This window comes from Campylobacter concisus, assembly GCF_001891085.1.
Taxonomy (GTDB): Bacteria; Campylobacterota; Campylobacteria; order Campylobacterales; family Campylobacteraceae; genus Campylobacter_A; species Campylobacter_A concisus_O.
The window spans coordinates 154,807-168,007 of the sequence record NZ_JXUP01000003.1; the positions used below are offsets into that span (position 1 = coordinate 154,807).

Genomic DNA, 13,201 nt, shown 5'->3' on the forward strand with positions numbered 1-13,201 from the left:
AATTTGCTTTGTTTGTAATAGAAAAATAAATTTTAAGAATTTCCCACGCCAAAGGACGTGGGATAAATTTACGCTATCTTAGTAGCGTCGATGATGTTTAGATCAAGTCCTAGATCTTCGACAGATAGTCCAAGTGCAAGACCTACAAGCTGAGATAGGTGAATGATTGGCTTTCTCACGTTTGAGTGGTTTTCATTTTGATATCTCTCTTGGTAGATGTCAAGTTGCATTTGGCAAAGTGGGCATGGTGTGACAACTACGTCAGCGCCGTTTTCATCGGCGTTATTTACGATCTGGCTTGACATTTTTCTTACAGATGTGCCAGCTGGGTAGCTAGCGTGGAATCCGCAGCAGTCAAGTCTTTTCTCAAATGGCACAATAGTAGCACCAAGTGCGCTTACAACGGTTTCAAAGCTCTTTGGATTGACCGAGCTTTCTCTATTATGCAGATCTTTTTCAGGTCTTAGGCTGTGGCAGCCATAAAATAGTGCTACTTTTAGCCCACTAAGTGGCTTAACAACCTTTGCTCTTAGTGTTTCTACGTTTTGATAAAGCACCCAAAGAAGGCTTGTGATCTCGGTTGAGCCATTATATTTCATATTACCTTCAGCCAAGAAAGTATTTATGCGATCCTTTGCACCCTTATCAAGCGTGCTTTTAGCTCTTGTTAAAGTTAGCATACAAGTTGAGCATGTCGTAAGCATAGGCATATTCATCTGCTCAGCAAGCGCTATGTTTCTAGCATTTGCCACAAGCGTAGCGATAGGATCGACGTCTTGTGCTTGTTGGGCACCACAGCAGCTCCAGCCCTTTATCTCGTGAAGCTTCCAGCCAAGTATCGGAGCGATAGCCTCAAGCGACATCTTAGCCTCTTTAGCTGCTTGAGAGAGTACGCATCCTGGAAAAAAAGCGAATTCGTTTTGCATAATTACTCCTTACTAGCAGCTTTGCGAGCCGCATTTATCATTTTTACTAGATCATCATGTCCTTCTATGTCCTCTTCTCCGAAAATATGAAGTGGATTCATCTTACCTGCAAGCATTAAATTTGCAGCGATATCCATTTTGCCCATATTTCTAAACACTCCCTCAGAGCGAAGTGCAAGCTTGATCTCATTTAGTCTGCCTGAGCCATCAACTAGATCGGTTAAGAACGCCTCAGCGTGATCTGGTCCCATACCATCATCAAAGCCTTTTTGTATAGCCATAATGCGAAGATCAGTTATATCTTTGCATGCACTTATACCTTTTGGACAGCGATCAGCGCACTCTTGGCACTTTACACACATCCAAAGACCATTATCGATAGCTGGTTTTAGATGCGGCATAGGATCTTTGTTGCGTGAGTCAAACGCCGCTCTATAAGCATGCACAAAGACAAATGGCTGCATATAATCACTCGCATCAGCTTCTAGTTTATTACACTCGCTAGCACAGGCTCCGCAAAGTATGCAGTCCCATTCAAGCGCTACTTTGTCATACTCTTTTTGGCTTTGCTTACAGCCTTTTTCTGCGCTAAATTCTGACTTAGCAGTTATACTAGGCTTAATCTTGCGTAAATTTTCAATACTTGGTTCCCAGTCCACCATGAGGTCTGAGATCACTTTAAAATTTCCAAGTGGAGAAATTCTTATGCTCTCTGGATTGTCATACTCCGCCAAAAGCTCATTCATCTTCGTATCACAGGCTAGATATGAGTGGCCATTTACTCTAACAGCACACGCTCCACATATCGCTGAGCGGCAAGATGCTGTGAAATTTAGCGTCGCATCCTTTTTTTGTTTGATATCAAGAAGCACTGTTAAGAGAGTTTTTCCCGCGATCTCTTCGTTTGTTAGCTCATAAGTTGATTCATATTTTTTAGTTCCGTCAAAGCGGTCGATAATAATTTTCATCCTAGCTCCTTACTCTGGCTTCTTGCCATCAAGTGAAAATATGCCTGCCACAACGTCTTTGTAGCTAAGTTCAAGCTTGCCGTCTTTTAGTGTGACTATGCTGTGTTTTAAGAAATTTACATCATCTCTTTTTGGATAGTCCTCTCTTGTGTGAGCGCCACGGCTCTCAAGACGATTTTGCGCTGCAAGGCATGCTGCACGAGAAAGAAGTATAAGGTTGCCAAGCTCGACATAGTCAGTAAATGCTGTGTTCATGACTGGGTTTTGATTTGGCACTTTAAGGGTGTCATATTTTGCTTGGATAGCTTCTAAATTTTTAGAGAGCTGATCAAGTTTTGCGCCAGTTCTAAAGATACCCATTAGATCCCAGTTATTTTTACCAAGCTCTTCACGAAGTGCGTACATATCATTTACACCGCCCTCGCCTGTTGCTATGGCTTTAAATTTATCTTGCCACATTTTTGCTAGCTCAGAAGTCTTTTTGCCGCTTGCAAATTTTGCATTTTGAGCGTAAGCACCAGCACCTTTGCCAGCTAGATCGCCAGTTACAACTGCGTCAGTTAGGCTGTTACCACCAAGGCGGTTTGCACCGTGGATAGATACGCATGAAGCCTCGCCACCTACATAAATTCCAGGAATTTTTGTGCTCATATCATCAAATTTAGCTACCTCTATACCGCCCATTGAGTAGTGAGCTGTTGGGCGGATAGGCACTGGTTGCTCGATTAGATCGATATTTTGGAAAAGCATAGCTGTGTGGCGAATTTTTGGAAGCTTTTTCATAATAGTATCTTTGCCAAGGTGGCGAACGTCACAAAGTACATAAGCGCTCATACCCTCGCCAAAGCCTCTACCCTCGCGAATTTCTGTCTCGATCGCACGAGCGACAACATCACGAGGAGCTAGCTCCATCTTTTCGTGATAGTTTTTCATAAAACGCTCACCCTTGTTATTTAATAAGTATCCACCTTCACCGCGGGCTGCTTCAGTGATTAGTGTGCCACCATTTTGAACGCCAGTTGGGTGAAACTGAAGCATCTCAGGATCTTCAAAACCAAGACCTGCTTTAAGCGCAGCAGCTATGCCATCGCCTGTTGCTATAAATGGAACTGATGTGCGGTTATAGAAAATTCTAGTGTAGCCGCCAGTTGCGATGACAAGTGACTTGCAAAGGACTGGGTAAATTTGACCATCTTGGATGTTGCGAAGAACGACGCCTTCAACCTTACCATCCTCAAGACCGATCTCAAGCAGCTCATGATCCATTAGAAATTTAACGCCAGCTGTGATAGCGTCATCAAGACAGGCGTGCATCAAAATGTGGCCAGTTTTATCAGCCGCGTAGTTACAGCGCTTTTTGCTAGCACCACCCATGAAGCGAAACGCAACATCACCATTATCTTTACGGGACACGTCGCCATTGTCTATACGAGAAAAGAGCATGCCGTTGTAGTCTAGCTCGTGGATGACTGCGCCTGCTGCCTCGCAAAATTTCACAACTGCATCTTGATCGGCAAGATAAGCCGCACCTTTAACTGTGTCATAAGCGTGAAGCTTGAAGCTATCGCCATTACTAAAGTCAGTAACGCCGTTTATGCCACCCTCCGCCATACAGGTCGCATTGCGAGATGGCATCATCTTTGTAGCAACAACGACGGTTGAGTTTGGATATTGCTTGCGAACGGCTGTTGCTGCACGAAGTCCAGCACCGCCAGAGCCGATTATTAGCACATCAACAGATGGTAAGCCACTTTCATTGCCTTTTGGCAACTCACCAGCAAAAACATTGGTCGTACCAGCTGTTGTAGCTAGCGCACCTACGCTGATACAGGCACTTTGTAGAAATTCTCTTCTGGTAAATTTTTCACTCATTGATAACTTCCTATCTTAGTAAATTTTTAACGTTTAAAACGCACCGCCAGTTCATTTCTTAATATTTTTTAAAATAACTACATTAATTAAATAATTAATAATGAAACATTACATTAAATTTACTTAAAAAAAACATAAAGATTTATTTTAGATTAAGAAATGAGAGCTGGTATTAAAATCAAAAAGGATAAAATGGGCTTTTCAAGGTAGTTTATATAAATTTAGCGGTAGAAATTTTATAAAATATATAAAAATTTCTACAGATTTGAAGTTTATTTTTATTTTTGAGTTTTTAAGCTTTAAAAGCTCTTTTTTAGGATATTAGAAAGATAAATTTACTTTTATACTTAAATAAATATATTAAATATATTAAATAACATTATTTTTGTCCTATTATCAAAATTCACCCTTTGGGTGCAAAATTTCTTTTAGCTCGCTATCACTTAGCTTATAGTTATAAAATCTCTCGTAAAACTCTTTTGTTTTTTGCTCTAAATTTAGATCGCTAAATAGCTCTGGGTAAAATGTCTTAGCCAGCCAAAGCGGATAAAGCGCACCTTCAGCGCTTCTTACACTCCAAAGATAAACGCCACTTGGCACTACAAAAATTTCTCCATTTTGTACAGCTTTTAGCTTGGTAAATGATGCGTTTTTAGCGATAGCATCGGCACTTTTTTGCGAATTTGTGATGATGATATCTGGGTTAAAGATGATGACTTGCTCTTCGTTTATTGCTTTTGAAATTTTAAAATCCCCTTCGCTTAGCCCTGAGCTTAAATTTATACCACCAGCCACGCTAATATACTCTGCGCCGATATCTTTTGAGCTAATGGTGTTAAAGTTTCCTGAGTTATAGTTAAGCACCAAAACTCTCTTTTTTGGCGTTAAATTTGCTGTTTTTTGGCTTACAAATTTTATATTCTCGTTAAAATAGTCATTAAACTCACGCGCCCTTTTTACGCTCTTTTCGCCCCAAATTTCAGCGATCTTGCTAAAGCTATCTTGTATCTCTTTGATGCTTTGAAATTTATCTATCTTCACAACTGCGATGCCAGCGCTCTCTAGCTGAGCCTTGCTATTTTCATCAAACATCATACCAACTGGTCCAAAAACAACTTGCGTTTTTGAAGCGATGATCGTCTCGACGCTGCTACTTAGCATGCCGCTTTTATTGTCGTTGCTCTTTATTTTTGGAAAAATTTTTGACATTAGTGGAGGCAGTTTTGGTGCACCGCTAATTATATGATCTTCGTTGCCAAGCATCGCAGAGACCTGCACAAATGCCACTATCAAAGGCGTCGCACGCTCGATCACGTCAGGCACTTCTATCTTTTTATCGTCGCTATCAAGCACCACTCTTGCTTGCAAACTAACAAGCAAAAAAGCCAAAAGCAAAATTTTCTTAAACATATTTTCTCCTTTCAATCCACCATCACGCAAGAGTAATGCTCGCGCTCATCGATGATATTTTTCACCACTCGTATATCTACGCCGTAAATTTTCTTTAAATTTTCGCCATTCATCACCTCGCTAGCCTCGCCGTAGATGTAGTTTTTATTACGCCCAAGCATCGCAACTTTTGCATTTAGATAAAAGACCTGCTCTGGCTGATGAGAGGTAAGGATGATGATGTAGCCTTGCTTTGCGAGCTTTTTTATCTCTTTTAAAACTCGCATTTGGTTACCAAAGTCTAAATTTGCCGTTGGCTCGTCAAGTAGCATAACCTTTGAGCGCTGCGCTAATGCCCTAGCTATGAGCACCATTTGCCGCTCGCCACCACTTAGATCGGTGTAAATTTTATCTTTAAAGCTCTCTAAATTTAGCGTTTTTAGTGCATCTAACGCTATCTCTTCATCCTCTTTGCTAGGGCGTTCAAATATACCAAGTCTGGCATTTGCACTCATCATCACCACGTCAAAAACGCTAAAGGCAAATGGCGGAGTGTGAGCTTGCGGGACGTAGCTTATAAAGCTTGCTCGCTCTTTCTCGCTCATTTTTAGCGCATCTTTGCCGTCTATTAAAATTTCGCCTCCAAGTGGCTTTAAAAAGCCAAGTATCGTCTTAAACGTCGTCGTTTTGCCAACGCCATTGCTACCAAGCAGGCAAAAGATGTCGCCATCTTGTAAATTTGCATTGAAATTTTCTATAACGACCTTTTTATCGTAGCCGCAGCTTAAATTTTTTATCTCAAATTTCACGCAAAACCCTTTTTACTCTTATAGAGCAGATAGACAAAAAGAGGCGCGCCAACTAGCGAAGTGATGACGCCAAGCGGGATCTCACTTGCCATTAGGCTGCGTGAAGTGGTATCTACTATCAGTAAAAATAGCCCTCCGCCAAGCAGCGAAGCTGGAAAGAGCGTGATGAAATTTGCTCCCACGACAAAGCGCATGATGTGGGGGATAACAAGCCCCACCCAGCCCACGATACCGCAAAATGAGACGCAAGTAGCGGTTAGAAGTGTCGAGGCGATGATGATTATGATGTTGTAAAATTTCACATTTAGCCCCATTGCCCTAGCCTCTTCTTCGCCAAAGCTAAGCGTGTTTAGCTTATACCGAAGCATGAAAAGTGGCACAAGACAGATCATAACTACGCAAAAAAGCAGAGCTAAATTTTTATATTTGCCGCTTCTTGCAAGGCTTCCCATCAGCCAAAAAGTGACTTCTGGTAGCTTATCTTCGCTGTCAGCTAGAAATTTTATAAGCGAGCTAAGCGCCCCAAAAAGAGATGAGATGACGATGCCAGTTAGCACCATCACGAGTAAATTTAGTCTGCCCTTTGCGATGACGCTGCTTATAAAAACGACAGCAAAAACCGCAAACAGACCGCAAGCAAATGCGCTAAGCTACACGCCTATGTAGTTAAAATTTAAGATAATAGCCACGCTAGCCCCCACAGCTGCGCCACTTGAGACACCAAGGATGTCAGGCGAGACTAGAGGATTTTTAAAAAGACCTTGATAGACAGCTCCAGAGCTAGCAAGCGCTGCACCGACAAGGATGGCAAAAAGCACCCTTGGCAAGCGAATGAGCGTAAAGACCGTGTAGCCTTGCTCGTCGCTTGGTTGCTCGTTTAAAATGGCTGATCTTATAAACTCAAAAATTTGAGCGTAGCTTATCTCGTAGCGTCCGATGCCTAGCGAAAAAAGAGCACCAGCAAAAGAAGCGCAAATAATGCGAAAATGATCTTTTGGCTACTCAAATTTCATCTCCCGCACGTCCCACCAGATAAGATAGCTCTTCATCTCTCTTTTAAATTTAAAGCCGCTTTTGGTCTTTGTGAGGTAGCTTTTTACATTTTCTTTGTAAATTTCTTCTTTTTCAGGCGCGATCTCACCGACAAATCTAAAATAAGAAAACGCCTCTTCAAGGCTAGCAAAATCCATCTCATAAATGGTGTCGATTATCTTTAAATTTGGATTTGCCCCCATGTCGTAGACGATGTTAAAGATAAAGTTGTAGCCAAATCTCCTATCGCTAAGACCTGCCTCTTTTTCATCTTTTGTCCCTTTTAAGAAGTCTTGCCAGATATCTTTTAGGCTTGGATGATCTGGCAAAAACGAGGTCATCACGACATATTTTTTAGCAAATTTACAAAGCTTTTTTATATCAAAAAGCCCAACCGAGCGTGATGCTAGCACGATGTCATGCTTTGGCAAGCCCTTTATGCTCGCCTCATCGCTCCAGTCTTTTTGGATGAAATTTATATTTTTCGCTCCAGCCTCTTTTGCGTTTTTTTTAGCGTATTCAAGCATTTTAGCAAACGGATCTAGCGCACTAACGCTCTTTGCTAGCTTTGCAAGTGGCACGCTAAGCCTTGCTGGACCACACCCCACATCAAGCACGCTATCATCTTTTGTGATAGGTAAATTTGAGAGTAAATTTAGCGTAGAAGCCGCCTCCATGCCGGTCATCTCGTTATACATATTTGCGACATCGTCCCAATTTACGCCACCTTCTTTGCCCTTTACTTTTTGCAAAGTAGGCGAGAACACTCGCTCCAAAATCGCTTGATAATCAACCAGCCCTTGCATCTTTCTCCCTTTGGTTATTTAAATCTGCCCTACAAAAAGGGCAAATTTAAAGAGCCTAAAGCCAAAATAAATTTGGCTTTAAGTTTTGGTTTTAGAATTTAACTTCAGCTGATAGCATAAATGTTCTTGATTGACCTAAGAATATGCTCGCGCCAGTTCCCGTCGAGATTCCATCGATATTTGATGGGTACATTCCAACCCAGTATTTTTTGTCAAAAACGTTATTTACGTTAAATCTTAAAGTTGTTTGCTTGCCTAACCACTCTTTTGTTGTATAGCGAATACCAAGATCGGTTGTAAAGTAAGCAGGAGCTGCATTTATGTTACGTTGATCAGCATAGCGTTTGCCAGTATAGTGAAAATTTGCACTTAATGCTAGCTTATTTGTATTTGGCACAAGGTAGTCAAAGAGTAGGTTTGATTGCACGCGCGGCTCACCGATTACGATTTTACCCTCTGCGTAGGTTTGTTTTGCCTTTTTTAGTTAGGTTGGATTAGTGTAATACCGCCCATTACGCTAAGGTCATTCGTGATCTTGCCGCCTGTGGTAAGCTCTAAGCCTCTATTTACCTGTTCGCCTTGAGTGCCATATTCTCCATTATCGCCTACATAGGCTATTGGGCGTTTGATCTCAAAAAGTGCTGCTGATAGGTCAAGCTCGTCTATCCTAGCCTTTGCACCGACTTCGTATTGCTTACTTCTATAAGGTTTTAGAACGATCGTCTCGCCGTATCGCGGGTTTCTTACGTCGGTATATGTATAAGCAGATCCGGTTTGTAAGCTATCTGCATATGTGAAATACAAGCTGACGTTCTCAACTGGGCGGTAGATGAGGCTTCCTGCATAGCTATTGCCGCTTTTGTCGTAGCTTTTTACACCCGTTTGCTTGTTTTTACTTTCGAAGTTGCTTCTAGCCGCACTTAAAATGACGCTAAAATAGTCGTTTATTTTGATGTCGTCAGCGATAGTTATATTTTTCATAATAGTATCGCTACTTTTATAAGCTCCGCTTGCTTTTTTGTGTTAGGCTGTGCAAAGACGCGCGGACTATATAAGTTAGAATTTCCTAAAGAAACTGGTCTTGAAGCAGGATTTCTAGCACCATATAAAGTCCATATATATATCCATTTGTTTACACGCCAAGATTGTGTTCTATGCCAAATGTTTCAAATTCGGTTATAGCCTTTGCAAACCAGCTTTGCACGTCAAATCTTTGAGCTGCACCGCCACCGCCACCAGCTTTTACGTCAAAATCACCGTTTTGATTAGTAAAAGTTTTGCTTGTGCCATACATATCACGGATGGCCTTTTGCCACTGATAGCCGCCCTCGAAATACCAATTCTCGGTAGGTGCGTATTTAAATTTAGAGCTTGCAGTCGTTGTTTTTAGATCATTTCCAGCCCACTCTTGCTCTAAACCAGCTTTAGTAGTTTTAGTAGCACTTGGAATATCAAATTTTAAGACACCGTTATCACCTGGCATAGAAAAGCCACCAGGATTTCCTAGCATTTTGTGTCTGTAGTAGCTAAAATTTGTCTCGATCGTGAAGTTTTCAGTTAAATAAAAGTCAAGTCCAAGACTAGCCAAATTTCTTTCGTAGTCGCTTTTTTTAGCTTGTTTTGCACCGTCGCTTTTATAAAACACACCACGATATCCAACATGTTCAAATCTATTTGAAGTATCCCAACCTATACCAAAATTTGAGCGGCTCGTATAGTCAGCCCAAACCGTATTTGAAAAAGGTATCGGACGTTTTCTTGTGTAGTTAAAAAAGCCTGCTGGATTTTGTCCGCCATAAAGTGAGCCAGCAAGTCCGTTTTGGATTTGCAGACCTTCAAACATATACATCGGAATAGCTGTCGTAGAAACCGCATAAAAACCGTCCCAAAGCACATTGCCAACGACTGATCCCTCAAAGCCACGCGTTTGCGGACGACCGACTTCTATACCCACCTCTGGTTTGAATTTGCGCCGAAGGGAAGTATTTTACTGCGTCTTCAAAACCTGCTACACCTTGGTTGTTCATAGCTTCAATAGACATTGTATTTACCTGATAAGGCATATCAAGCACTCTTTTTCCTGCTAGAGGACCACTAGCAATGCCTTTGTTTAGTATACCTTCGCTGATACCACTTTCGCTGATATTGTCACCGACTGAATTTACTTCGACACCCTCAAGCTTTGTCGTTTGCACAGCAAAAACTTGACTTAAAAAACCACTGCACATCAAAAGTGCAGCACATGTTGCAACTGAGATTTTGTAACTCAACTTTTACTCCTTTTTACAAAATTTTACATCTGAAATGTTACTAAAACAAATCTTAAATATAATTTATTAATTTATTAAATATTTAAAAATATATTTTATTTAAGAAAACTAAAATAAGGCATTATGAGAACAATTTTTAAAAATTTCATAGCTTTGATAAGATAAATAAATACTATAAATATAATCTTTTATATCGATAAGTAATGCTTTAAATTTTAAGAAAAGTAATAATTGATAAAAATGTAATAAAGGTTGATTTTTCTGTTTATAGTAGAAATTTTGGCTAAAAATTAGCCAAAATTTATTTTAAAAGCTCTTTTGCGTATTTTAGACCTAGCTCGTAAGCTTTTGCGTTTGCCTCTTTGACCTTAGCTGGCACGCTTGCTAGCATCTCTTCACGCACTAAATTTTCATCCATGCACCCACTCATCGCCACAGCCACACCAAGGGCCACGACGCTTTGAGTGATGACATTTCCGACCTCGTCTTTTGCGATAGAGATGATAGGAATTTCATAAATTTTCCAGCGCTTTTTATCCTCATCGCTCACTTTTACCAAATTTGGCTCGACAACGATCGCGCCGCCCTCTTTCACGCCACTTTTAAAGGCGTTGTAGCTTATCTGCGCGGTGGCAAGCATAAAGTCTATCTCGCCCTCGTTTGCGTAAGGATATAAAATTTCTTTCTCATCAAGTATGATATCGACCTTCGTTGGACCGCCACGCACCTGAGATGTGTAGGTAGATGCCTTGACGCCGTAACCGCCTGCTTTTATCTTGGCAGCTGAGAGGATCTCGCCAGCTAGTATGACACCCTGTCCGCCAACGCCGACAAATCTTAATTGTGACTTCATGCTAGCTCCTCAAAATTTATCTTCTCACCACTCATAGCAGCCTTTCTTACCCTATCGTAAGCCTTGGTGTATTCTATCTTTTCTTCGTCTTTATGAAGCACACCAAGTGGGAAAATGCCCTTTTTCTCCTCATCACTTAACATGTCAAATTTGACCTTGCTCGTCGTGCGGCCCTTTATCCACTCTAAATTTTTCACCGCCTCGCCCATTTTGTTCTTGCGGCCTAAATTTATGTGGCAGTTTGAAAATACATCAAAAAAGCTGTATCCATCGTGACTAAAGCCCTCTACAAAGAGCTTTGTAAGCTTCTCTGGTTCGATGACGCTGCCACGCGCTACAAAGCTAGCACCTGCAGCGGTTGCGAGCTTACAGGCGTCAAAGCTAGGATCGATGTTACCATACTGCGCTGTGACCGTCCACATGCCTTTTGGCGTGGTTGGGCTGGTTTGCGAGTTGGTTAGCGCGTAGATGAAGTTGTTGATTAAGATGTGATTTAGCCCGATATTTCGGCGACATCCGTGTATCGTGTGGTTGCCTCCGATCGCTAGTCCGTCGCCGTCGCCAGTTACAACTATGACGTGCTTGTCTGGGTTTGCCATCTTTACGCCAGTAGCATATGCTACAGCTCTGCCGTGAGTTGTGTGGATGGTGTTGCAGTCAAGATATCCGCTAAAGCGCCCAGAGCAGCCTATGCCTGAGACCACGCAAACGTCGTTCATGTCCCAGCCCATGGTGTCGATAGCACGGATGAGCGCCTTTAGTATGACGCCGTCGCCACAGCCCCAGCACCAAAGAGTAGGCATTTTATCTGTTCGTAAATATTTATCATAATTAAAAGCCATAAATTTCTCCTATCTTCGCCTCGATCTCGCTTGGGCTTATCGGTCTGCCGTTTGCTTTTAGCAGTTTTGCAAAGTCATCTCTTAAGATGATCTTTGAAATTTCGCCACTATATTGACCTAAATTTAGCTCGCAGACTAAAATTTTTTTAAATTTATTTGATATCTCTTTTAGCTTTTTAGCTGGAGCTGGGAAAAGCGTGAGTGGCTTAAATAGCCCTACTTTTAGCCCTTTTTCACGTAAATTTAGTATCGCTTGCTTAGCCGAAAGCGCCACGCTACCAAAAGCGATGATACAAATTTCAGCATCATTTAGCATAAATTCTTCATATTTCTCGCACTCATCAGTGTGTAAATTTATCTTATTAAATAGCCTATTCATCGAGTATTCAACGATTTTTCCATCTTCTGTTGGAAAGCCAGTTGCTCCGTGATGAAGCCCAGTGATATGGTAGTGATAGCCTTTAAAGAAATGATTTAGCGTAGCTGGCTCATCGGGTGCTGCCTCGTAAGGCTTATACTCTTTTGGCTCGCCACTAAATTCTCTTCTTTTATAAATTTCTAGCTCGCTGATTTCTGGCAAACGCACCCTTGCTTGCATGTGACCTATCGTCTCATCAAGTAGCAGCATAACTGGCGTCATAAATCTAGCTGCGAGATTAAATGCGCAAACCGTCTGCGTATAGCACTCCTCTAGGCTGCTAGGGGCTAGCACTATCATATTTACATCGCCATGAGTTGGGTTTTTAGCCTGCAAGATATCGCCTTGTGCGACGCGGGTTGGCAAGCCAGTTGAAGGGCCACCGCGCATTACGTTTACGATGACAAGCGGTATCTCAGCGATAAAGCCAAGGCCTATTTGCTCAGCCTTTAGTGAAATTCCTGGACCTGAGCTAGCAGTCATCGCTTTAGCACCACTCGCACTTGCACCAAGAGAAACTGAAATTCCAGCTATCTCATCTTCCATTTGTATAAATGTACCGCCATGTTTTGGCAAAAGCACGCTTAGCTCGTGGGCGATCTCACTACTTGGAGTGATCGGATATCCGCCAAAGAAGTTACAGCCGCACTCGACCGCAGCCCTTGCTACTAGGGCATTTCCAGTTGATACTAGCTCTCTCATGCGCTCTCTCCAAGCTTTGCAAATTTATTTGCCTTTACGGCCGCAGCTCGCTCTTTGCTCTCAGGCGTTAGCTTTGCAAATTTAAAGCCTTTATCAGCCACATAAATGGCAAAATCAGGGCAATGAAGCTCGCAGTCACGGCATCCTATACATGAGTCAGCATAGACGACCTCTATCATCTTACCAAGCACTGCTTTTGGCTCAAGCCTCATCGCTAGCACGCCTGCTGGGCAGTAGCTCACGCAGACATCACAGGCTTTACACCTGCTCTCATCGACCCAAACAGGTACGTTTTCTTTTACTATCATCTATAT

14 protein-coding genes and 1 pseudogene are annotated in these 13,201 nt (G+C 41.9%); all 15 read right to left on the minus strand.

All coding sequences use genetic code 11. The features are described from left to right. Positions 1-68 precede the first annotated feature (68 nt). The 15 genes and pseudogenes from sdhE to TH67_RS02815 all read right to left on the minus strand — a co-directional run bounded on the left by sdhE (position 69) and on the right by TH67_RS02815 (position 13,195). On the minus strand, positions 69-926 hold the full coding sequence (sdhE, locus tag TH67_RS02760) for an 8-methylmenaquinol:fumarate reductase membrane anchor subunit (RefSeq protein ID WP_072594255.1): 858 nt from the start codon (positions 924-926) through the stop codon (positions 69-71). Between the two features lie 2 nt (positions 927-928). Beyond that, positions 929-1,894, minus strand: a complete 966-nt coding sequence (gene sdhB / locus TH67_RS02765) for an 8-methylmenaquinol:fumarate reductase iron-sulfur subunit (RefSeq protein WP_072594256.1) — start codon at positions 1,892-1,894, stop codon at positions 929-931. Between the two features lie 9 nt (positions 1,895-1,903). Further along, a complete protein-coding gene (gene sdhA / locus TH67_RS02770; protein WP_072594257.1) occupies positions 1,904-3,766 on the minus strand; it encodes an 8-methylmenaquinol:fumarate reductase flavoprotein subunit in 1,863 nt (620 codons plus the stop codon). A 396-nt stretch (positions 3,767-4,162) separates the two neighbouring features. Then, complete coding sequence (locus TH67_RS02775; protein WP_072594258.1) at positions 4,163-5,176, minus strand: ABC transporter substrate-binding protein; 1,014 nt, start codon at positions 5,174-5,176, stop codon at positions 4,163-4,165. Between the two features lie 11 nt (positions 5,177-5,187). After that, the gene (locus tag TH67_RS02780; protein WP_072594259.1) at positions 5,188-5,964 is read right to left on the minus strand and encodes an ABC transporter ATP-binding protein; all 777 of its coding nucleotides are present in this window, start codon (positions 5,962-5,964) and stop codon (positions 5,188-5,190) included. Further along, positions 5,961-6,944 (minus strand): annotated as a pseudogene (locus TH67_RS02785) (FecCD family ABC transporter permease). Before TH67_RS02785 ends, TH67_RS02780 begins: the two are co-directional and overlap by 4 nt. Before the next feature lie 18 nt (positions 6,945-6,962). Next, a complete protein-coding gene (locus TH67_RS02790; protein WP_072594260.1) occupies positions 6,963-7,802 on the minus strand; it encodes a class I SAM-dependent methyltransferase in 840 nt (279 codons plus the stop codon). Positions 7,803-7,893: 91 nt separating this feature from the next. Further along, on the minus strand, positions 7,894-8,229 hold the full coding sequence (locus TH67_RS10295; RefSeq protein WP_257638023.1) for a TonB-dependent receptor domain-containing protein: 336 nt from the start codon (positions 8,227-8,229) through the stop codon (positions 7,894-7,896). Positions 8,230-8,282: 53 nt separating this feature from the next. Beyond that, the gene (locus tag TH67_RS10300) at positions 8,283-8,783 is read right to left on the minus strand and encodes a TonB-dependent receptor domain-containing protein (protein WP_180371716.1); all 501 of its coding nucleotides are present in this window, start codon (positions 8,781-8,783) and stop codon (positions 8,283-8,285) included. 151 nt (positions 8,784-8,934) lie between these two features. Then, complete coding sequence (locus tag TH67_RS10305; RefSeq protein WP_180371717.1) at positions 8,935-9,756, minus strand: hypothetical protein; 822 nt, start codon at positions 9,754-9,756, stop codon at positions 8,935-8,937. Beyond that, positions 9,716-10,072, minus strand: coding sequence for a hypothetical protein (locus TH67_RS10310; protein ID WP_180371718.1), 357 nt, complete (start codon positions 10,070-10,072; stop codon positions 9,716-9,718). Before TH67_RS10310 ends, TH67_RS10305 begins: the two co-directional genes overlap by 41 nt. Before the next feature lie 301 nt (positions 10,073-10,373). Further along, entirely contained in the window at positions 10,374-10,925 is a 552-nt protein-coding gene (locus TH67_RS02800) for a 2-oxoacid:acceptor oxidoreductase family protein (protein WP_021085834.1), read from the minus strand. Then, entirely contained in the window at positions 10,922-11,767 is an 846-nt protein-coding gene (locus TH67_RS02805; RefSeq protein WP_072594261.1) for a 2-oxoglutarate ferredoxin oxidoreductase subunit beta, read from the minus strand. The genes TH67_RS02800 and TH67_RS02805 overlap by 4 nt, the downstream gene beginning before the upstream one ends. Further along, on the minus strand, positions 11,757-12,887 hold the full coding sequence (locus TH67_RS02810) for a 2-oxoglutarate synthase subunit alpha (RefSeq protein ID WP_072594262.1): 1,131 nt from the start codon (positions 12,885-12,887) through the stop codon (positions 11,757-11,759). The genes TH67_RS02805 and TH67_RS02810 overlap by 11 nt, the downstream gene beginning before the upstream one ends. Continuing rightward, positions 12,884-13,195, minus strand: a complete 312-nt coding sequence (locus tag TH67_RS02815; protein WP_072594263.1) for a 4Fe-4S dicluster domain-containing protein — start codon at positions 13,193-13,195, stop codon at positions 12,884-12,886. The genes TH67_RS02810 and TH67_RS02815 overlap by 4 nt, the downstream gene beginning before the upstream one ends. Between the last annotated feature and the right edge of the window lie 6 nt (positions 13,196-13,201).